Below are 20,934 nucleotides of genomic sequence, written 5' to 3' on the forward strand. Positions count from 1 at the left end.
GACCGGGTCAGAAGAGTCTCTCAGAGAACCGAGTGATCGACCGGGTGACCGGGCTGTGCGCAGAGATCAATTCCAAGCGCATGAATAACTTTTAAAACCGTGTCAAAACGTGGTTTTGCACCGGGAGCGAAGGCCTTGTACAAGCTTTCGCGACCCATACCGGAATCTTTGGCGATCTGTGTCATTCCACGCGCTTTTACAACGTAGCCGATAGCCCGAAGAAATTCCTCGTTGTCACCGTCTGCCAGCACTTGGGAAAGGTACTCACTGATGGCTTCGTCACTGTCCAGCAATGCTGCCATATCGAATGTAGTCAAAGTTTGGCTCATGGTTAAACCTCCTTAGCCAATTTTTTTGCCCGCTTGATGTCAGCGGTTTGCGAGGATTTGTCACCACCGGCAAGCAGAACAATGACAACGTTCCTTCGCAAGGTGAAGTAGACCCGATAGCCGGCACCGACGTCCACGCGCATTTCGGAAACACCATCACCTACGGGCTTGATATCCCCAAGATTACCCGCAGATGCCCGATCAATGCGACGAGCGATAGCCACCTTCGCTCGCAAGTCACGAATCAAAGCATGCCATTGCGCGAAGTTTGTGGTTTGTTGGATGAGATATTTCATTGCTCGAATGTATCCGTTTGGATACAGGTTGGCAGTCAGGCAGTTCCTTGCCCTGATGTATTTTTTCCTTGAGGTTTGTGGGACGTTTAACCGTCATTGATGCTCGCCGTGGTGTCCACGGTGCATCGTCGGTCGCGTCGCATCCCCAACGGACAAAACCCGCGCCGGGCCGCTATCCTTGCCCCACGCCCCTCAAACAGGTTTACCCATGCTTTCGGTCCAAGGCGTTTTCAAAAGCTACGCCACACCGCAAGGTCCGCTGCCGGTGCTGCAAGGTGTCGACCTGACGCTGAAACCCGGCAGCAGCCTGGCGCTGATGGGCGAGTCGGGCAGCGGTAAAAGTACCTTGCTGCACCTGATCGCCGGGCTGGACAAGGTGGATAGCGGCAGCATCCGCAGTGGTGAACATCAGCTTGAACGGATGAGTGAAGGGCAACTGGCGAACTGGCGACGCACCGAAATCGGCCTGGTGTTCCAGCAGTTCAACCTGATCGGCAGTTTGCGCGTTGAGGACAATCTGGCGTTCCAGGCGCGGCTGGCCGGGCGCCATGATGCGCGTTGGCAGGCGTATCTGGTCAAGCGTCTGGGGTTGGGTGATGTGTTGCGGCGTTATCCGGAGCAGTTGTCCGGCGGCCAGCAGCAGCGAGTCGCGCTGGGACGGGCGTTGGCGTCGCAACCCAAATTGCTGCTGGCCGACGAGCCTACTGGCAGCCTCGATGAAGCCAGCAGCGATGAAGTGCTGAACTTGTTGCTGGAGTTGCTCGACGACAGCCCCACGACGTTGTTGATGGTCACTCACAGCCCCAGAGTGGCTGCGCGACTGGCGGAAAAAGTGGTGCTGCACCGTGGCCGGCTGGCTGGCGCGGACGAGCGCTGAAGTGCGGGTTTTTCGCGAGGCGTTGCGGGCACTGCTTAGCCATTGGCGGCAGCACCCGGTGCAGTTTTTCAGTGTGCTGACCGGGCTGTGGCTGGCCACCAGCCTGTTGACCGGTGTGCAGGCGCTGAACAGTCAGGCGCGGGAAAGTTACGCGAGGGCCAGTCAGTTGATCGGCGGGGAGCCACAGGCCAGCCTCAGCGCGCCAAGTGGTGGGACGTTTCCTCAGGCCTGGTTTGTCGAACTGCGCCGTGCCGGTTGGCCGGTGTCGCCGGTGCTGCAAGGGCGGGTGGTGCTCAAGGGCCATGAAGATCAGCGCTTGCAGTTGATGGGCATTGAGCCGGTGTCGCTGCCGGCCGGTTCGGCGGTGGCCGGGCGGGCATTGGACATCGAGCAGATCGTCAGGTTTTTCAGTCCGCCAGGCAGCACCTGGATCTCGCTGCAGACGTTGCAGGCATTGGGCATGCGCGAAGGCGAGCAGCCACTGACGTTGAACGGTGCGGCATTACCGCCGCTGCAGGTTCAAACCGACATGGCCCCCGGCGTGTTGCTGGTGGATATCGGCTTCGCCCAGCAGATTCTGGGGTTGCCGCAGCAACTGTCGCGTCTGCTGTTGCCCAAGGATTTCAGCGCGACCTTGCCGGACTCGTTCAAAGGCCAGCTCCAGTTCAAGACCAGCGGCGAAGAAAACAACCTCTCGCGCCTGACCGAAAGCTTTCACCTGAACCTCGATGCCTTGGGTTTTCTGTCTTTTGTGGTCGGTCTGTTCATCGTTCACGCGGCCATCGGGCTGGCGCTGGAGCAACGCCGAGGACTGCTGCGAACCCTGCGCGCCTGTGGCGTCAGCGCACGGATGTTGATCGCTTGCCTTGCCGTTGAGCTGGCCGTTCTGGCACTGATCGGCGGCCTTGCCGGCGTTGTCAGCGGCTACCTGCTGGCCAGCGTGCTGTTGCCGGATGTCGCTGCCAGTTTGCGCGGCTTGTACGGTGCCGAAGTGGCGGGCCAGTTGAGCCTGAGCCCGTGGTGGTGGCTCAGCGGTGTTGGCCTGAGTCTGTTCGGCGCGTTGCTGGCCGGTGCCAACAGTTTGTTGCGGGCGGCGCGTCTGCCGTTGCTGGCGCTGGCCGATCCGCAAGCCTGGCATCAGGCCCATGCACGCTGGTTGCGCCGCCAGGCTTGGGTCGCGGCGATTGCCGGGGTGATCGCGTTGCTGGCGCTGATCTGGGGCGACAGCCTCGCCAGTGGATTTGTGCTGATGGCGGCGTTGTTGATCGGCGCGGCGCTGGCGCTGCCGGTGGTGCTCAATAGCGTGCTGAACCTGACGCTGCATCGCAGCCGTTCGGTGCTAGGCCAATGGTTTCTCGCCGATTGCCGTCAGCAACTGCCGGCCCTGAGCCTGGCGCTGATGGCGCTGCTGTTGGCCTTGGCGGCGAACATCGGCGCCGGCAGCATGACCGCCGGTTTTCGCCAGACGTTCAGCGACTGGCTGGAACAACGACTGACTGCCGAGCTGTACGTGAATCCGCAAAATCCGGCCCAGGCCAGAGAGCTGCAGAGTTGGCTCAAACAGCAGCCTTCACTCACGGCGGTGCTGCCCAACTGGCAGGTGTCGATCCAGTTGCAAGGCTGGCCGGCGGAGGTGTTCGGCGTGATCGATCACCCGACGTACCGCCAACACTGGCCGCTGTTGGAAGCCCTGGGCGACAACCCGTGGGACCGACTGGCCAAGGACGACGCGCTGATGCTCAGCGAACAACTGGCGCGACGGTTGAAGGTGCGTCTGGGCGATCACCTGACCCTTCCCACACCGGCGGGACCCTGGTCGCCGCGGATCGTCGGGATCTACGCCGACTACGGCAACCCCAAGGGCCACCTGCTGGTCAACGTCAACCACCTGCTGCGCGGCTGGCCGCAACTGACGCCGAACCGTTTCAACCTGCGCATCGAGCCGCCGTTGATTGCGCCGTTCCTGAAAACGCTGCAAGCACGCTTCGCCCTCGATGACAGTCGCATCGTCGATCAGGCCCGGCTCAAGGCCTGGTCCACGCAAGTGTTTGAACGCACCTTCGCCGCCACCGCCGCGCTGAACAGCTTGACCCTCGCCGTCGCGGGCGTGGCGCTGTTCATCAGCCTGCTGACCCAGAGCCAGAGCCGCCTCGGCCAACTCGCACCGCTGTGGGCGCTGGGCGTGACGCGCCGACAATTGATGCTGCTCAACCTCGGGCAGACCTGGCTGCTGGCAGTGCTGACGCTGGTATTGGCGGTGCCGTTGGGCATTGCGCTGGCGTGGTGCCTGGACACGGTGATCAACGTTCAGGCGTTCGGCTGGCGCTTGCCGTTGCGGGTCTTTCCATTGCAGCTGTTGCAGTTGATGGGGCTGGCATTGCTCGCGACCTTGCTGGCGTCGGCGTGGCCGCTCTATGCGCTGTATCGCTCACAACCGGCGGACCTGCTGAGGACGTTTGCTCATGAGGATTAAGCTCGGCGCGTGGTTGCTGGTACTTTTTTTGAGCGGCTGCGATGACTCGGCGCCGGTTGAAAAAGGCTTCGCCGGGCTCGGTGGTGAAGCCGCCGTGTTCACACCGGTGGTGCCCGGCCGGGTGTTCAACTTCCCGGCGGATCACGGTCCCCACGATGGCTTTCGTATCGAGTGGTGGTACGTCACGGCGAACCTCAAGGATGATCAGGGCCGCGAGTTCGGCGTGCAATGGACGTTGTTTCGCAGTGCGTTGAAAGCGGTGCCCGAGGTGGCGGGGTGGGGCAATCAGGTGATCTGGTTGGGGCATGCGGCGGTAACGTCTGCGACGGTGCATCATGCTGCCGAGCGTTATGCCCGGGGCGGCGTTGGTCAGGCGGGTGTGAGTCTTGAGCCGTTCAATGCGTGGATCGACGATTGGCGGTTCAGCAGTCAGGGCGCCGATCCGCTGGCGGAGCTACAACTCAGCGCCGGCGACAAGGCGTTCAACTACCAATTGCGGTTGACGTCCACGCGTGCGCTGGTGCTCCAGGGCGACAAGGGGTTCAGTCAGAAATCCGAACAGGGCCAGGCGTCGTACTACTACAGCCAGCCGTTTTTCCAGGCCAGCGGCACGTTGAACATCGATGGCAAGGTTTATCAGGTCAGCGGGCCGGCCTGGCTTGATCGCGAATGGAGCAGCCAGCCACTGACCGCCAATCAGACGGGGTGGGACTGGTTCTCCCTGCACCTGGACAGCGGCGTACAGGTCATGCTCTATCGCATGCGGCAGAAGAATGGCGAGCCGTATCTCACCGGCACCTGGATCGACGCGCAGGGCCAGACGCAGGTGTTGCACGCCAACGACATCCGCCTCACACCGCAAGACACCGCGACAGTCGCCGGTCGGTCGATGCCCGTGCGCTGGTCGATCAAAATCCCCGCCAAACACCTCGATATCACCCTTGATGCCCTCAACCGCAAGGCCTGGATGGATTTGCGCATTCCGTACTGGGAAGGCCCGGTGCGCCTGAGCGGCAGTCACACGGGGCAGGGTTATCTGGAAATGACCGGGTATTGAGTCGGAACTCTCGACAGAGCGGCGTCCTCCTACGTTATGAATGCCCCGTTCTCAGGAGCCCGCCATGAGCGACGATCTCACACCGCCCGACCTTGCCGCGTGGCAGCGCCTGTTTGACGACACGGCCTATTGGCAGCAATCCCCCGACGCCCATTACAGCGAACTACTGCGAATCGCCGACGAATTGTTCGGGCAGGGCGCCATCGACCTCGATCAGTGGCAGGCCCTGAAGGCCAAGGCCGATCAATCCCACCAATACTCGCCTGGCGTGAACGTCGCCCATGAAGTTGACGATCCCGAAGCCTGAGGAGAACGACCATGAAACCGCAATCACCTGACACCTCGGAACACCCCGACGAGCCGCGTCCACCCGGAGAAGTCGAGCGCGACAACGATGCCTTGCGGCCCACCGATCCGACTCGCCGCAAGGACAGCGGCAAAGGCACCGACAGTGGCGAATCCACCGCGCAGGAAACTGCGAACACGCCTTGAACAGCGCTTATGCCAAGGGTCTGGGCCACCCGAACCCCGCCGGTCAGTCCAGAATCGTCAACATTGAAAACCTGAAGTTCAGAAAAAACTGAAAGTAGGGCAGCAAGTCGTCGTGACTTATACCGATAGATTGAAAGTCACCAGTCAACAGGGAAGTTGAGTATTAACTCTACAGTCTGATCATTGTTGTACAGTTTCTTGTATAGGAATGATCGGTTTTAATGATCGAGCTGGCGGGTTTGGAAAGTTGTGGGTGTAATATTGCAATCGACATTTTGTTAAACATTGTGTACATAAATTTCATGTTTATGCACACGGACATATCCGCCAACTTCTATTAAAATCCTACTCGTTCGCCCAGTGTCAGGCTCTTTACCAGTGCATGGATTGCCGAGGCCACTACACTGGGCGAACACCTTCTTCAAGTGCAATAAACGCAGCATTAGTTCGATATGATGCTCAGCATTTCATATCAAGGATAAAAACGGCAGCCGCCGTTCTGACACGGATGAAACCTCTCTCCCTTTATCGCCCGGCCCTCTACTGGCTGCGCGTGTGGCAAAAAAGACTGTTCCGCCAACTGGCGTGGCGCTTCTCCCGCAAACGTTACGCTCGCCCGAAAGACGCCTTTGAGCGTTTGCCGTATCGATACCTCAAGCACACCTCCAAACTGATCCGCAAACTCGGTGACTCCGATGTGCAGCTGCAACACAACACAGTTGTGAACCTGAAATTGGCCCAGGCGAATACTTTTCCTTCTGCCGCCTGGTCGGCCGACCGACTCGAGAGCGCGGTATGAGGTTGAGGAGGGGGCGAGCATGCATAAAAAAACGGGCGATCATTGGATCGCCCGTTTTTCTTTACTTGTTTTTTTGCATCGGGTTCGTCGATAACCGCACAGCGGTTCAACGCATGCGAAACGCTGGAGAAACGTAAATAACATCGACCAGCAGAGCGGGCCGATGTTTGAAACGATCAGCTGTCATGACGCGACTGGATTACGCCAGTCATCGGAACCCGAAGTACCGGATACTTCGTGGGTCCAGGTGATTTTGCGGTAGCTGAACTGCACTTCTTCCAGGTGGGTGAAGTGCGAGTTGCCTGGATCCTGGCAGTTGTGCATTTTGTTGTTGATGGCGACGATGATCGCGTCTTCCAGTGTGGTGGTGTAGTAGTGCTCTTGAGTGCCTTGAGCCGAGGTGCGGTACCACTCGATGACGATTTTGGTCATGCGCTCGCCGGCGCTCAGAGCCGCCTGCAGCAGTGGCGAAGCCTTGTCGAAGACCTTGGTGATCACGACGGGCTTGTGTATGCGCTGACCGGTCGGTTGGCCGGATTGCGGGTCACACGGGATGATCACGTCGTGGCTGAAAGCCTGAATCATGACCTGGTCTTCGTGGCCTTCCTGGTAGTTGTTGCCAATGGAGTTCGCGGTGAATGCGCCGGCAGTGATCAGATCTTGTTTTTCGCCAGTGATGGACATGTACGCTGGTGTTGCCATGGATGCTCTCCTTGCTGAACAAATAAGGTGCCCGGGAGGCGGTATCGCCCGGTGGGTGAGAAGCTGTTATCAAGGTTCGTGCCGTAAACAATAAAAAGTATATAAAACAAAGACTTATCGTATTTTTTTTATCGTTGTGGAGCGTCTGGGCAACGGTCTTCTCCTAATGTGCGCAAGAACTTGCGCAGCACTGCGCAACTTCTTGCGTACTCGGCTGGAGACCCTGACAGGCCGGGTGTTTAGCGTTGAACCAGGATGATTCAGTCGTTCGGTTGCGCAACTTCTTGCGCATCCAGGCTGTCAGCCATCATTGAGAGTGCCTGTGTAACAAGTGCAACGAACAGCGCCGCCGGGTGGTCAAAACTGCGCTGAGATTGACCGAACATTTCCCTCATTCAAGGAGTGCGACATGAAAGTCCTGATGGTTTTGACGTCCCACGATCAATTGGGCGACACCGGAAAGAAAACCGGCTTCTGGCTGGAAGAATTCGCGGCACCGTATTTTGCTTTCAAAGACGCTGGCGCTCAGTTGACGCTGGTTTCGCCCAAGGGTGGCCAGCCGCCGCTGGACCCCAAGAGCGATGAGCCCGATGCGCAGACCGCTGCGACCGAGCGCTTTCGCAAGGATTCCGCTGCCCAGTCAGCATTGGCGTCCACTGCGTTGCTCAGCAGCGTGCGAGCCGAAGATTACGATGCGGTTTTCTATCCGGGCGGGCATGGCCCGTTGTGGGATCTGGCTGAAGACAAGGTTTCGATCGCATTGATCGAGGCGTTTTACAAGGCGGGCAAGCCGCTCGCTTTGGTCTGCCATGCGCCGGGAGTGTTGCGTCACGTCAAGGGCGCGGAGGGCCAGCCGCTGGTTAAAGGCAAGCGAGTGACCGGCTTCACCAACTCCGAGGAGGAGGCGGTGCAACTGACCAACGTCGTGCCGTTTCTGGTGGAGGACATGCTCCAGGAGAAGGGCGGGATTTACTCCAAGGGTGATGACTGGGCGAGTTATGTGGTGACGGATGGATTGCTGCTGACCGGGCAAAACCCGGCATCGTCCGAGGCGGCGGCTGAAGCGCTGCTGGCGAAGCTGAAATAGATACAAAAGATCGCCACAAAACCTGTGGGAGCCGGCTTGCCGGCGATAAGGCCCTTGAGAGCAATACAAATCCAAGGGCCCCATCGCCGGCAAGCCGGCTCCTACAGGTTTGAGTGGTGATTAACGGAGCGTTGCGAAACATTCCTCGATCGAGCGCCGTTGCGTCTCGGCATACAGCCCCAGCTCATCGATGGTTGATCGTCCCAGGGCGTTCTCGAACGCTTGTCGGTTCGAGTGCTCGCCGTAGTGGGTTTGCGCGGCATCGCCCAGGTTCGACTGAAAAATCCCCGCCGCGCTGACCGGCAGAAAGTCTTCGTATACCAGCGGTTCAACCCGCAAATAGCCATCGCTGAGCAGATCTTCCAGCGACGAGGATTTAAGTGCCTCCGCGCCCACGCCTTTGTCCGTGACGAAATAGCGAAAGTACGCCAGTTCCTGTTGGCGCATGCCCTCGACGGTGTCAGGGAATTCGCTGAAGTGCTGTGTCATCAGCGCGTTGTAGCGTGCGGCGTTGCCTTCGTTGGGGAAGTCCTTGAGTGCGTCGCGGGCGGCGTTGAGCAAACGGTCATAGAGCGCCCGACCTTTGGGCGTGAGCGCCGCGCCGCGCTGCTCGATCTCACCGAAGCGGGCGCTGTGGCTGCCGCGATTTTCGGTTTGATCGGTGAAGGCGACAGGCTCGTCCAGCGCCTTGAAACTGGTCTGGCGCAGCAGGATCGGGCACTGCCGGCGGGGCGGGCCTTCGATCACCGCTTTGGGGGTGATGCCGTGGGCCGGCATTTGTGCTTGCACGATGTCGATGTCCAGCGTGCGCGGCGTCAGGTGGTTGATGTGCGGGCCCTTGAACGCCACCACATCGGCGATCAGGCGATGCTGGGCGCAGAGTTTCTGGTATTGCTCGGCGGTGACCGTGGCGCTGTGGTGCCAGCGGAAGGTTTCCAGCGCTTGCTCGACGAAGACCTGTGCCTCGGATTCGGTGAGGCCACCTTCGGTTTCAGCACGATCAATGAGGCTCAATGCTTTTGGCGTGAAGATCGAGCGTTTATCCAGCACCGATTGGGCAAAGGCGCGCAGTTCGAGGTCTTCGATCAATTCCAGGCGCAGCAGCGAGGTAAACACCCGAAACGGGCTGACTTGCAGGGCGGCTTCATGCACCGCGCGAAACGCCGTGGAATGCACCGGCACGCCGGCCGGGGTCAGGTCGTAATAGCCGACCGGTTGCATGCCCATCACCGCAAACAGCCGGGCGAGAGTCGCCAGCTCAGCGGCGGTGCCGACACGGATCGCGCCATGGCGCTCCAGGTCCAGACGCTGGATTTCGCCGGTGCTGTTCAACTGCCGGGCGATCTGCGGGTCGCTGTCCAGTACATGGCGGTTGGTCTGTTCCACCAGTTCCATCAGCGCGCCGTACAGCGGCACTTCTTCGCGGTACATGTCGGACATCGCTTTGGAGAAGCGTTGGCGGATCAGGTCAGGGCTGACAAAGCTCGGGTGGCTCATGAAAAAATTCCTGGCGCGGTGACGTAAAGGATGTGGAAAAGATCGCAGCCTTCAGCGCCGCCGACAAACGAAGAATCTTACGGACTTCATTCTGCCAAGGACTGATTGTTCAATGCATCCTCTGGTCTTGAGGGCTTTCCGAGCGCTGGGATGCCAAAAACTCCCGATATAACCGCGCCGTGCTCCCCGGCTCTTCGACCATCGGCATATGGCCGATGCCGTCCCAGACTTCCACCCGCAGATCTTCGATGCCTTTGCTCCAGATCGCCACGCTGCTGACATCGATCAAGCGGTCCTTGCGCCCCCACAACAGCAGCGCCGGGCACTTGATGTCGGGCAGTTTTGGCTCCATCGGCGGGCTGGCGCGGAAGTCGCTGAAGATTTCTGCCAATTCATCGCGGGACTGTTCATAACGCTGGGCGATGGCGTCCAGCACCACACCGGGCACCCACGGTGGTTCGGCCATGGTCATGGCGTAGAAGCTGCGGAATTCTTCCCGGGAATGAATCAGGAACGGGTTGTGACCCTTGGCCAGGTGGCGCTCCAGGTCACTGACTTCGGGGGCGGTGACACCGGCCGGGTCGATCAGGGCGACCGACGCGATGCGCTCCGGGTAGGTGGCCGCGAGCCAGGCCGCCATGTAACCGCCCATCGAATTGCCGATCACATGGACCTTCTCGACGCCGCAGACGTCGAGCAACTGGATCATCCGTTTGGCTTGCAAGGGAATGTCATAACCGCCGCCGGCCTTGAAGCCGGTTTCGCCGTGCCCCGCGATGTCGGGAATGATCACCCGGTAGCTGCCGACAAAGTGCCGGGCAAAACGCAGCCAGATATTCTTGTCGGCGCTGTAGCCGTGGAGCATCAGCACGCTGCTGGACGCTTCATAAGGCCCGCCTTGCCAGGTCGAGACGGTCATTTCGGCGATGGGCACGACGATTTTGTGCAGCCGATACAGCTTGGCTTCGGCTGCCATGTTCAAGTCATAGAGCCAATAGCCGATGGCCGGGTAGCTCAACCAGCTCCAGGCGGCGAAAACCGCGATAGCGACAACCAGCACAAGCATCAGGTGTCTCCCTTCTCTCTGATCAGGACAACATGTGATCGGCGGGTTTCAGTGTCCGGGTCAACCGGTGGTAGCTGAAACTGAACCCCGGGAACATGGCGATCACATGACCGCTCTTGCTTTGATACCAACTGTGGCAGCCTCCAGACTTCCAGACAGTGCGTTCCATCTCCCGGTGGATCATTTCAGTGTAGGTACGTTCTGCCTCGGGGCGTACTTCGATACTGCGCAAACCCTGTTCTTTTAACGTGCGAATGCAGTCGAGGATGTAATTCATCTGCGATTCGATGATGAACAGCGCCGACGTGTGGCCGATGCCGGTGTTGGGACCGGTGACGATAAACAGGTTGGGGAAGTCCGGCAGGCTGGTGCCGAGATAGGCGCGCGGGTAGGTCTCCCAGAAATCCCTGAGTTGCTTGCCGTTTTTTCCGCTGACCGGGTAGGAAATGACCCCGTCAGTGGCGTCATAGCCGGTGGACCAGACGATCAGGTCCACGTCGATATGCTGCCCGTCCTGCATGACGATGCCGGTTTCGTCGAGGGCGGCAATGCCCTGTTCGCGGCTGTGCAAGGTTACGTTGTTGCGGCCGAGCGCCGGGTACAGGGTGCTCGAGACGATGACCCGCTTGCAGCCGATGGTGTAGTCAGGGGTCAGTTTGCGTCTGAGTTCGGGGTCGGGCACTTGTCGTTTGAGGAAGCGCAGGGCGTGTTGCTGGACCATGCGGATCGCCGGTTTCGAATATTTGAAGGCAATCACCCGGGTTTCGAATTGCCAGTAGATCATCCAGCGCAGCAGTTTGTAGGCGGGTTTGAGGCCCAGCAGCCAGCGCTGGAATGGCCCAAAGGTGCGATCGCCCCGTGGCAGCACCCAATGCGGCGTGCGCTGGAACACATGCAAATGTGCAACGTCCGGGGCAATCGCCGGAATGACCTGGGCCGCACTGGCGCCACTGCCAACGATGGCGACACGTTTATGCCGATAGTCGTAGGCATGATCCCAATGGTTGGTGTGAAAAGTCTTGCCCTGAAAGCGCTCCTGGCCCTCGAAGCGTGGGACGACAGGCTGGCTCAGCGGCCCTGTGGCGTTGATCAGGAACTGCGCGTAGAACGTGCCCTTGCTGGCGGTGTGCACCGCCCAGCGCTTGGCGTTGTCGTCCCACTCGATGCGTTCGACGTTCGCCTCCAGCTCCACCCTGTCGCGCAGGCCGAAATGCTCGACCACGTGCTGCGTGTATCGGTGCAATTCTGCTTGTTCGGCGAACATTTGCGTCCAGCGGTAGGGCGCAAAGGACAGCGAATACAGCGGCGAGGGCACATCGACAGCGGCGCCGGGGTAAGTGTTCTGGCACCAGGTGCCGCCGAAAAAGTCCCGGCGTTCCAACAGACGAAAATCGTCGATACCGGCCTTGAGCAAATTGATCGCCGCGCACTGGCCGCCGAAACCGCTGCCGATGATCAACACTTGAAAAGACTGCATAGGCCTCCTTGTTTATCGTTGTTTATCCTTTCAGGTATAGCCAATCATTGGAGGCGCGCTTCCTGTCTATAGCGCGGTATTCAGATTGCCGGCCGGTGATGGCTATTTGACGTTGCCCTGTTAGACTTCCAGCACACCCGCAAACCCGGTGTGATCAGGTTCCGTTCAGTGGCACAGAGGCCCTATGGGAAAAACGGGAGGAAAAGGACTTTCACTGGCCAGGAGGCTCTATGCATCGCGAAGCCTGGGGCTAGCTGCAGGACTGGTGTGTGTGGCCGCCGCGATGTACCCGCTCGATCCGGCCCCGTGGGTCTGGGCGATCATGCTCTTCAACGGTATCTTCTGGCCACACCTGGCCTACCTATGGTCGCGTCGGGCGACAGTCCCCTACCACGCCGAACACCGTAACCTGCTGATCGACGCCTTTCTCGGCGGCTTTTGGGTCGCCGCCATGCAATTCAATCCGCTGCCCAGCGCAGCCACCATTGCCATGATGGCGATGAACAATGTGGCCATTGGCGGTTTGCGATTCCTGCTGGTGGGCACGGTTGCGCAAATTCTCGGCGTTATCGTCGGATTTTTTCTGTTTACTCCGGCCTTCATCCCTGAAACCAGTCAACTGCAGCTATACGCCTGTTTGCCCTTGCTGTGTTTGTACCCGCTGGCGCTGGGCTGGATCTGCTTTCGCCAGGCCACCACGCTTGGCCGGCAAAAGCGCGAATTGCTCGCCCTGAGCCGTACCGACAGTCTCACCGGCCTGCTCAATCACGGTGCCTGGAAGGACCAGTTGGAAGTCGAGTTCCAGCGCTGTAAACGCCAGAACCGGGGCGGGGCGATCGCTTTGATCGACATCGATCACTTCAAAGCCATCAACGACACTTACGGCCATGTCGCCGGGGATATCGTCTTGCGTCAGTTGAGCAAGGTGCTCAAACAGAACCTTCGCGCCACTGACGTGGCCGGCCGCTACGGCGGTGACGAGTTCTGTGTGATTCTTCCGGACCTCGCGCTCAACAGCGCCGCTGCGGCCATGGATGCCTTGCGTGATCGCTTCGCCACCCTCGGTTACGAACAGAACCCGGCGCTGAAGGTAAGCCTGAGCATCGGCCTGGCCGCTTTCACCCCTGCGCACACCGACGCGACGCTTTGGCTCAACGATGCCGATCAGGCGCTCTACCAAGCCAAGGCCACCGGCCGTAATCGCGTCATCTGTAGCGGCGATGGCGAACCCCATCACGAATTGCTCGACTCGGTATAGAGCCGTGTGACTCAGTCAGGTAGGGTCTGGGCTCCCGACACGAAACAAGGATCGATTCATGACGTTCAAACTCCCTCGCTCCCTGCTGGCCACGAGCCTCGGCCTCACGCTCGCGTTCGGAGCTTTTGCCCCTGCAGCCTTTGTCGAACCGCACAAACAGATTCTCGCCGATTCCGAGCAGTACAAAGGTGAAGCCCTGAAACTGCTGGAGCGGCTGGTCAATATCGATTCCGGTTCCGGCTATGAACCGGGCCTGACCCAGGTCAGCGACATCGCCATCGATGAACTGAAAAAGCTCGGTGCCACCATCGAACTCGTGCCGAACACACCCGATAAAAGCAGCCACGTGATCGCGACCCTGAAAGGCACCGGCAAGGCGAAAATCCTGTTGATGGCGCACATGGACACTGTCTTCAAGGAAGGCTCTGCCGCCGAGCGTCCGTTCCACATCAAGGACGGCCGCGCCTACGGGCCGGGCGTTATGGATGACAAGGGCGGCATCGTTGCTGGCATCTACGCGTTGAAAGTCCTGAAGAATCTCGGCTTCAAGGACTATGCGCAAATCACTTTCCTGCTCGACGCCAGCGAAGAAACCGGCTCGGACGTCGCCACCGATCTGATCAAGAAAACCGCCAAGGCCCACGATGTAACCCTCAACCTCGAACCCGGTCGCCCGGCGGATGGTCTGGTGGTGTGGCGCAAGGGCAGCGCCACCGCCGTCGTCGAAGTCAAAGGCAAGGCTGCCCACGCCGGTGTCGCGCCGGAACTGGGTCGCAACGCCGCGATGGAGGTGGCACATCAGATTCTGCAACTGGGCAAACTGGGGGATGAGGAAAAGAAAACCACCATCAACTTCACCGTGCTCAAGGCGGGGGACCGCACCAACGTGATTCCCGATCAGGCCACGGCCAGGGCGGATGTGCGCGCGGCAGTGCCGGAAGAATTCGACCGGATCGAAAAGGATCTGGCGCGGGTTTCCAAGGACAAGCTGATACCCGAAACCGAAGTTACCACCACCCTTCAGCGCGGTTTGCCACCGATGCCGCAAACGGCTGAATCGGATCGGCTGATGGCAATCGCTCAAGGGATCTACGGCGAAATCGGGCGTAAGTTGACGGAAGAGGGCAGTGGCGGCGCGGCGGACGCGAGCCTGTCGGCGGCTGTCGGTACACCGACGCTGGATGGGTTCGGGATTGTCGGCGGCAATATTCATACGCCGCAGGAATACGCGGAGGTAGAAAGCGTGGCACCGCGGATTTACCTGTTGTCGCGGATGATTATGGAGTTGGCCAAGAAATAGGTCGCCTGTTCGGACGCTATCGCTGGCAAGCCAGCTCCTGCAAGGATGACGCAAAACCCTGCAGAAGCCGGCCTGGCGAAGGCGTCAGAACGGCTCACACCGCAATTACTCTTTAACGCTCATAAACTCTTCGGCCCAACGGATGTACTCCTCAGGCTGCGTGTACGTATGCGTCAATTCCGTAGCGCTCAGATCCGAGGCCTGAGTGAAGTACTGCCGCTGCTCGCGCAGGCTGTCGTAAGTCGCCTTGATCGCCGCAAAGTAAGCGCCATGACCGTCGATGGTGACCCGCACACCCAGCTCCGCCAGACGTTTGTCGTCGCGCAGCAGCGGGTTGCCGTAGGTGACCAGCATCAGTGGCACGCTCAGGTGTTCGGCGATCTGTTCCAGGTGGTCGAAGTCCCGCACGCCCACCATGCAAATCCCGTCCGCACCGGCCTTCTGGTACTGCTGGGTGCGGCTGATGATTTCCTGCACCGGCAGGATTCCCGCGTGGGTGCGAGCGATAATGGCCATTTCCGAGTCGACCCGGGCTTCCAGCGCTGCGCGGATCTTGCCGACACCTTCGGCGACGCCGATCAGGTCGGTGGACTTGCGGCCGAATTGCGCCGGCAGCAGGGTGTCTTCGATGGTCAGGGCGGCGATGCCGGCACGTTCGAGTTCGACGATGGTGCGCATCACGTTGAGGGCGTTGCCGTAGCCGTGGTCGGCGTCGGCGATCACCGGCAATTGGGCGACACGGCCGATGCGAGTGGCTTGCTCAGCGAACTCACTGAGGGTGATAAGGGCGAAGTCGGGAGCGCCCAGCACCTGTAGCGAGGCGACAGACCCCCCCAGAATCCCTACTTCAAAACCCAGGTCCGCGGCAATGCGCGCCGACATCGGGTCGAAAACCGACGCGGTGTGATAGCAGGTATTGGAAGCGAACAGCTCACGGAAGTTACGGCGCAAATCTTGATGTGAAAGCCTGGACATATGAGTTCCACCAATGGAATGGAAGGGCTTGAGCAAAAGTGTCAACGCCGAAAAACAAAAGGCTATCACGCAAAGGGGGGAAGAATGATGACGAATTTGCAGCGCGGGCCTGATCGAAACCACTCATGGCGACGAGTGAGGTTGCTCTTCAAGCCGCCGCAGCCTGCTGCTGTCGGTTGAGCAGCGGCACCGCGCGTACCGAGCTGCCGGGTTGCAGTTGCAGGCGTTTGGCGGTGAGCCGGTCGACGATCAGGCTGTTGCCTACCCGTCTGGCGGGAGCGGCGGTGATGCGACAGTTTTCCAGTCGGCGGTTGTGGATCAGCCAGACCGGCGCCTGGTCGTCCGGCGTGCCGATGGCCAGCGTCAGCGCCTGGCTGTCGCGCACCGTGCGGATTTTCGAAAGCGGTGCTTCGATGACCGGGCCGGCGTCGAAGATATCGATGTAGCCCTTGTGCGTGAAACCTTCGGCGGTGAGGATTTTCAATGCCGGTTCGGTATTCGGGTGAGCTTTGCCGATGACGGCCTGGGCCTGTTCGGTGAGCAGGCAGGTATACAGCGGTTGGCGCGGCATCAGTTCGGCGATGAACGATTTGCTGCCCAGCCCCGACAAGTGATCGGCATGGTTGAAGTCCATCTTGAAGAAGTGCCGGCCCAGACTGTCCCAGAATGGCGAGCAGCCTTGCTCGTCGGCACTGCCACGCAGTTCGGCGATAAGCTTCTCGCCGAACAGGTGCGCAAATTCGGCAACAAACAGCAAACGCCCCAACGACAGCAACCGGCCATTGCTGCCGTGGCGTTGATCCTGACGCAGGAACAGGGAGCAAATCTCCGATTGCCCGGTCATTTCGTTGTTCAGAAACAGCGTCGGGATCTGCCGCTGGATGCCCAGGTCCGGTGACGCACTGACCGTCAGCCCGACCCGATAGTTGTACCAGGGCTCACGCAGTCCAACGGCTCCCGTCAGTGCGCTGACCCCCACTACTTGCTGATCGTCGTCTTCAAGCACGAACAGGTAGTCGGCATCGGCCCGTTCAACCTGTTCCGCGAAAGTCCGTTGCGCCCAACGCACCCGGTGCGCCAGGCGGTCCTCGCAGGCGGGCAGGGTGGTAAACCCGGGACCGGCGTGTCGAACCAGCGCCAACAGGGCGGGCAGGTCGGTGACGTGGACCGGACGGACAATCATGATGCAGCTCCTTCTACACGCTTGTTCGAGCACTGTCGTTGGGCACTGGGTGTGAAGTGGCTCACAGTGCGATCACCCGGATAGGGCTGCCTTCGGTGACATTCAGTGCCGCGCACATCTCGGCGCCAAGGACCACGGGTTGCCCGGCGGTGTAGTCCAGATCGGCGACGATGGCGCGATAGTTTCGCAGTGAGTCGTTGCTCACCAGGTAGCGTCCGCGAGCATCGATGGTCGAGCCCTGTTTGGCGGTGCCATTCTGGCTTTGCGCGATCGAGCGGATGCTGGCGAGACGTGCATACAGGGTCGGGCCGCCATCGAACAGGTCGATGTAGCTGTTAGTCTCGAACCCCTCGCGCTCAAGGATATCGAAGGCCTCCTGGCCGTCGGGATGAATACGGCCGATGCAGTCCTGTGCGGCCTGAGGCAGCATCGGTACGTAGATCGGATAGTGCGGCATCAGTTCGGCAAGAAATGTCCGGCTCTCCAACCCGCAAAGCCGCTCGGCCTCGGAGTAGGGCAGGTCGAAGAAGTGTTTGCCCAGCGCATCCCAGAATGGCGACTGTCCTTCTTCGTCGCTGTAGCCGACGATTTCGGTGATTACCGCTTCGGCGAAGCGCTGCAGGTGCGCGGCGATGAACATCAGTCGCGCCCGTGACAACAGTTCGGAGGACGGTGTGCGTACCAGTGCCGCATCGATGTGAAACCCCCGCAGCAAGGTGTGGCCACTGAGGTCGTGGCACAACGACAGCGCCGGCACCCCGTGCTCGATGTTGAGCTCCCGCGAGGCGCTGGTGAAGTGTCGGTTGCGCAGGCTATAGAACGGCTCGCCGAAACCGGCAGTGGCGAGGATTTCCGAACAGCCCGCCAGGCGCCGGGTAGTCAGATCCTCCAGCACGAAGAAATAGTTTTCCGGGCCATTGCGCCGCACGTCTTTATCGAACGAGGCGCAGGAGTCAAGAATCCGCTCGCGCAAGCGTTCGGTGTCGTCCGGCAGGGACGTGACACCGACCAGGCTTTCTTGCGCAAGTCGCTGCAATTGGGGCAGGTCGGTTAACTCCACTGGGCGTAAGACCAGCATGGATGCACTCCTGTATCAAAGGGTTCGGCGGTTGGCACGAACCTGACTATCACTGTCGGTTTCCACGCATTGAATCGGCGGTCGCTTGCTGCAGTTGCCAGGCGCCGCTCTTTTTCTTTTCAGTCAGTCGCTGCTTGCCGAAGGCAGCGCGATGCTGTCGGTCGGGTGGGAGCGGAGGCGGTGGTACATGTTGCTGGGAGAGGGCATCCGGGCTCCTGCTGGATGAGGGTGGCGTTTAGATTTCATAATCCGTTGCAGGAGTATTTATGGAACGCGCGCTCCATGTCTAGTGAATTTTTGTGCGCTTATTTCCGGCCCCAAAATGGGGCGAAATGCCCGTATGTAGAGGGCTACACCAATGTCGATCAACCTTGTAGGTCCTCGCTGACAGGGGGGGCGCAGACCGCTGTTTTTCAAGGGCGACAAGCGTTGGCAAGGTGTGAAACGAAACGCCCCCAATCGTGTTTCTTGCGGCACAATTGCCTGATTGTTGGCGGCGTGACGCCGTTTTCCTTTCCCTTTATCGAGTGATCCTTCGTGCAGGCGACCCGTTTGACCCTGATGTGCCACGCTCGAACCGTCGCACAGAAATTGGCGCGCTTTCCTACGGACGAGCCGGTGGAGATGGATTGGCAATCGGCTAGAGGTTCGTTGGGTTCCCGGTTCAAGAAGGCGCCGCGCCTGTTCTGCGGTCCGGAATTGCGGGCCCGGCAAACCGCCGGGTTGTTCGCCGGTGACGCGCAGATTGTCGAGGCGCTGAGGGAGTGTGATTTCGGACGCTGGAAGGGCGCGCGGATTGACGACTTGCAGCAATCGGAACCCGAAGCGTTGCAGTCCTGGCTCGATGATCCGTGTTCGGCCCCTCACGGTGGCGAGTCGGTAACGCAACTCGGCGAGCGGGTGGCCACCTGGCTGAAATCGCTGGAGGCAACACCGGGACACTGCGTTGCCATCACCCATCCATTTGTCATTCGCGCGGCGCTGACCCATGTGCTGCAAAGTTCCGCGTTCAATCTGATCGATGTCGAACCGCTGTCCGCCATTGAATTGCGGTTCAATGGTCGTTGGCGCTTGCGCGTGTCGGGCACAGACCTCGAGGGAGCCTGCTGATGAAAAAACTGATGGTCATCGGCATCGGTGCCGGCAACCCCGACTACATCACGATGCAGGCCGTGAAGGCACTGAACCTCGTCGATGTGTTTTTCCTCATGGACAAGGGCCAAAGCAAAGACAAACTGATCGACCTGCGTCGCGAGATTTGCCAGCGCTACATCACTGATCACGCCTACCGCTTCGTCGAAGCCCTCAGCCCGGAGCGCGAGCGCGCAGACGTGGACTACAAGGCGAGTGTGGAAGACCTGAACCTTGCCAAGCAGTTGACCTTCGAGCGGCTGATCAATGAGGAGATATCCGACGGCCAGTGTGGCGGATTCCTGGTGTGGGGTGATCCGGCGTTGTACGACAGCACCCTTCGGATCTTGCAGGCAATTCTGGCGTCCGGTCGCTGCGTCTTCGAGTTCGACGTGATCCCCGGTATCACCAGCGTCCAGGCGTTGGCGGCCCAGCATAAAGTGCCGCTGAACCGGATCGGACGCTCCTTCGAAATCACCACGGGCCGGCGCCTGGCGGCAGGACAGGTGAGCGATGCCGACAGCCTGGTGGTGATGCTCGACGCGGAAGATTCCTACCATCAAGTGGCGGATCAGGAGACGGAGATTTACTGGGGGGCTTACTTGGGGACGCCGGATGAAATCCTCATCAGTGGCAAGCTCAAGGACGTGGCGGACGAGATAGAACGGGTGCGCAAGGCGGCGCGGCTGGCCAATGGGTGGATTATGGATACGTATCTTTTGCGCAAGCCTTGAGAGATCAAGTGTTTGCCCCGACGCCATCGCCGGCAAGCCGGTCTCGCTCCCACAGGGATCCGTGACGATCAGAGATCTATTGTGGGAGCGAGCTTGTCTCGCGATGAGAGCCTCAAACCCACTTCAAATCTTCGCTTCGACCTCCCGCCCAAACCGCTCCCGATACACCGACGGCGGCACGCCAACCACGTTGCGAAACGCCACCCGGAAACTTTCCACCGAGCGATAGCCACACTGCTCGGCAATCTGGTCGGTATTTCTGCTCGTGCTTTCCAGCAATTCACGGGCCCTCGCCAGGCGTTCATGCTGCAACCACGCTTTGGGCGGCATGCCCGTGGCTTCAGTGAACCGACGCAAGAACGTCCGTTCACTCATCGCCGCCTCGCTGGCCAGGTCACGGACCTCCAGCGGCTCATGCAAACGCTCCCGAACCCATTGCATCACGCGGGAAAGATCGCTGCGCGGCGCAGGACTGACCGGTGTCGGAATGAACTGCGCCTGGCCGCCGGTGCGTTGCGGCGACATCACCAGCCGCCGCGCCACCGAGTTGGCCACTTGGGTGCCGAAATCCCGTGCCACCAGATGCAGGCACGCATCGATACCTGCGGCGCTGCCCGCCGACGTGATCAGTTGGCCCGAGTCGACGTAGAGCACGTCGGGGTTTACCCGTATGTTCGGGAAACGCGCGGCCAGTTCCGAGGTGTAGCGCCAATGCGTGGTGGCACCGTGACCGTCGAGCAAACCGGTCGCCGCCAGGACGAACACGCCCGAGCAGATCGACAGCAACCGCGCGCCCCGCGCATGGGCCTGGCGCAGGGCGGTGATCAACGCTTCGGGCACCGCAGCGTTGCGATCGCGCCAACCGGGAATGATGATGGTTCGGGCGTCGCCGAGCAGTTCCATGCCGCCATCGGCCAGCACCTGAATGCCACCCGTGGCGCGCATCGGGCCCTGATCCACGGCGACGATCCGGTGTTCGTACCACGGGAAATCGAACTCCGGGCGCGCCAGGCCGAAGATCTCCACGGCGATGCCGAATTCGAAGGTGCAGAGGCCGTCGTAGGCCAGAATCGCGACTAATCCTGGGTTGGGCTGCATTTGGCGGAAAGTTCCCGGTGAGTGT

21 protein-coding genes and 1 pseudogene are annotated in these 20,934 nt (G+C 60.2%); 11 read left to right on the top strand and 11 right to left on the bottom strand.

All coding sequences use genetic code 11. The features are described from left to right. Positions 1-20: 20 nt before the first annotated feature. The gene (locus tag Q7W83_RS07735) at positions 21-329 is read right to left on the bottom strand and encodes an addiction module antidote protein (RefSeq protein WP_150639318.1); all 309 of its coding nucleotides are present in this window, start codon (positions 327-329) and stop codon (positions 21-23) included. Positions 330-331: 2 nt separating this feature from the next. Continuing rightward, on the bottom strand, positions 332-625 hold the full coding sequence (locus Q7W83_RS07740; RefSeq protein ID WP_458377585.1) for a type II toxin-antitoxin system RelE/ParE family toxin: 294 nt from the start codon (positions 623-625) through the stop codon (positions 332-334). A gap of 208 nt (positions 626-833) precedes the next feature. On the opposite strand from Q7W83_RS07740, the gene Q7W83_RS07745 reads away from it, so the two are divergent. From Q7W83_RS07745 to Q7W83_RS07770, 6 genes and pseudogenes are all read left to right on the top strand, one after another. Beyond that, on the top strand, positions 834-1,502 hold the full coding sequence (locus Q7W83_RS07745) for an ABC transporter ATP-binding protein (protein WP_473655876.1): 669 nt from the start codon (positions 834-836) through the stop codon (positions 1,500-1,502). A 1-nt stretch (position 1,503) separates the two neighbouring features. Next, the gene (locus tag Q7W83_RS07750) at positions 1,504-3,975 is read left to right on the top strand and encodes an FtsX-like permease family protein (RefSeq protein ID WP_473657597.1); all 2,472 of its coding nucleotides are present in this window, start codon (positions 1,504-1,506) and stop codon (positions 3,973-3,975) included. After that, positions 3,965-5,032, top strand: a complete 1,068-nt coding sequence (locus Q7W83_RS07755) for a lipocalin-like domain-containing protein (protein WP_473655877.1) — start codon at positions 3,965-3,967, stop codon at positions 5,030-5,032. The genes Q7W83_RS07750 and Q7W83_RS07755 overlap by 11 nt, the downstream gene beginning before the upstream one ends. Before the next feature lie 64 nt (positions 5,033-5,096). Then, on the top strand, positions 5,097-5,339 hold the full coding sequence (locus Q7W83_RS07760; RefSeq protein ID WP_150631488.1) for a hypothetical protein: 243 nt from the start codon (positions 5,097-5,099) through the stop codon (positions 5,337-5,339). Positions 5,340-5,350: 11 nt separating this feature from the next. Beyond that, a complete protein-coding gene (locus tag Q7W83_RS07765; RefSeq protein WP_191623676.1) occupies positions 5,351-5,524 on the top strand; it encodes a hypothetical protein in 174 nt (57 codons plus the stop codon). A gap of 508 nt (positions 5,525-6,032) precedes the next feature. Then, positions 6,033-6,319: pseudogene (locus Q7W83_RS07770) on the top strand (VanW family protein); the annotation flags it as partial. A gap of 187 nt (positions 6,320-6,506) precedes the next feature. On the opposite strand, the gene Q7W83_RS07775 reads toward Q7W83_RS07770, so the two are convergent. Both Q7W83_RS07775 and Q7W83_RS07780 read right to left on the bottom strand, forming a co-directional pair. Further along, positions 6,507-7,025: an Hcp family type VI secretion system effector gene (locus Q7W83_RS07775; protein WP_150631489.1), complete on the bottom strand. Its 519-nt coding sequence runs from the start codon at positions 7,023-7,025 to the stop codon at positions 6,507-6,509. A 260-nt stretch (positions 7,026-7,285) separates the two neighbouring features. Further along, on the bottom strand, positions 7,286-7,411 hold the full coding sequence (locus tag Q7W83_RS07780; protein WP_263596732.1) for a hypothetical protein: 126 nt from the start codon (positions 7,409-7,411) through the stop codon (positions 7,286-7,288). Positions 7,412-7,434: 23 nt separating this feature from the next. On the opposite strand from Q7W83_RS07780, the gene Q7W83_RS07785 reads away from it, so the two are divergent. After that, positions 7,435-8,112, top strand: a complete 678-nt coding sequence (locus Q7W83_RS07785; protein ID WP_473655878.1) for a type 1 glutamine amidotransferase domain-containing protein — start codon at positions 7,435-7,437, stop codon at positions 8,110-8,112. Positions 8,113-8,232: 120 nt separating this feature from the next. Here the strand turns inward: Q7W83_RS07785 and hglS are convergent, their stop codons facing one another. The 3 genes from hglS to Q7W83_RS07800 form a co-directional block, all read right to left on the bottom strand. Further along, positions 8,233-9,609, bottom strand: coding sequence for a 2-oxoadipate dioxygenase/decarboxylase HglS (hglS, locus tag Q7W83_RS07790; protein WP_150639321.1), 1,377 nt, complete (start codon positions 9,607-9,609; stop codon positions 8,233-8,235). A gap of 109 nt (positions 9,610-9,718) precedes the next feature. Then, positions 9,719-10,675 (bottom strand): alpha/beta fold hydrolase, encoded by a 957-nt coding sequence (locus Q7W83_RS07795; RefSeq protein WP_150639322.1) that lies wholly within the window; start codon positions 10,673-10,675, stop codon positions 9,719-9,721. A gap of 22 nt (positions 10,676-10,697) precedes the next feature. Further along, positions 10,698-12,152 carry a flavin-containing monooxygenase gene (locus Q7W83_RS07800; RefSeq protein WP_150639323.1) on the bottom strand — a complete coding sequence of 485 codons (1,455 nt, stop codon included), beginning with the start codon at positions 12,150-12,152 and terminating at the stop codon, positions 10,698-10,700. A 184-nt stretch (positions 12,153-12,336) separates the two neighbouring features. Between Q7W83_RS07800 and Q7W83_RS07805 the strand changes: the two genes are divergently transcribed. Then, positions 12,337-13,410, top strand: coding sequence for a diguanylate cyclase (locus tag Q7W83_RS07805; protein ID WP_150631494.1), 1,074 nt, complete (start codon positions 12,337-12,339; stop codon positions 13,408-13,410). Between the two features lie 58 nt (positions 13,411-13,468). Then, positions 13,469-14,710, top strand: coding sequence for a M20/M25/M40 family metallo-hydrolase (locus Q7W83_RS07810; protein ID WP_150639324.1), 1,242 nt, complete (start codon positions 13,469-13,471; stop codon positions 14,708-14,710). Positions 14,711-14,815: 105 nt separating this feature from the next. Here the strand turns inward: Q7W83_RS07810 and Q7W83_RS07815 are convergent, their stop codons facing one another. The 3 genes from Q7W83_RS07815 to Q7W83_RS07825 all read right to left on the bottom strand — a co-directional run bounded on the left by Q7W83_RS07815 (position 14,816) and on the right by Q7W83_RS07825 (position 17,946). Next, positions 14,816-15,685 carry an isocitrate lyase/PEP mutase family protein gene (locus Q7W83_RS07815; RefSeq protein ID WP_150631496.1) on the bottom strand — a complete coding sequence of 290 codons (870 nt, stop codon included), beginning with the start codon at positions 15,683-15,685 and terminating at the stop codon, positions 14,816-14,818. 148 nt (positions 15,686-15,833) lie between these two features. Further along, on the bottom strand, positions 15,834-16,868 hold the full coding sequence (gene astA, locus Q7W83_RS07820) for an arginine N-succinyltransferase (RefSeq protein ID WP_150639325.1): 1,035 nt from the start codon (positions 16,866-16,868) through the stop codon (positions 15,834-15,836). Between the two features lie 61 nt (positions 16,869-16,929). Continuing rightward, positions 16,930-17,946: an arginine N-succinyltransferase gene (locus tag Q7W83_RS07825; RefSeq protein WP_150631498.1), complete on the bottom strand. Its 1,017-nt coding sequence runs from the start codon at positions 17,944-17,946 to the stop codon at positions 16,930-16,932. Between the two features lie 537 nt (positions 17,947-18,483). Between Q7W83_RS07825 and Q7W83_RS07830 the strand changes: the two genes are divergently transcribed. After that, positions 18,484-19,056 (top strand): histidine phosphatase family protein, encoded by a 573-nt coding sequence (locus tag Q7W83_RS07830; RefSeq protein ID WP_150631499.1) that lies wholly within the window; start codon positions 18,484-18,486, stop codon positions 19,054-19,056. Continuing rightward, positions 19,056-19,811, top strand: a complete 756-nt coding sequence (gene cobF / locus Q7W83_RS07835; RefSeq protein ID WP_150631500.1) for a precorrin-6A synthase (deacetylating) — start codon at positions 19,056-19,058, stop codon at positions 19,809-19,811. The genes Q7W83_RS07830 and cobF overlap by 1 nt, the downstream gene beginning before the upstream one ends. Positions 19,812-19,934: 123 nt before the next feature. On the opposite strand, the gene ftrA is transcribed toward cobF, so the two are convergent. Then, positions 19,935-20,909, bottom strand: coding sequence for a transcriptional regulator FtrA (gene ftrA, locus Q7W83_RS07840; protein WP_150639326.1), 975 nt, complete (start codon positions 20,907-20,909; stop codon positions 19,935-19,937). Positions 20,910-20,934: the final 25 nt, after the last annotated feature.

The organism is Pseudomonas sp. 300 (assembly GCF_055803035.1).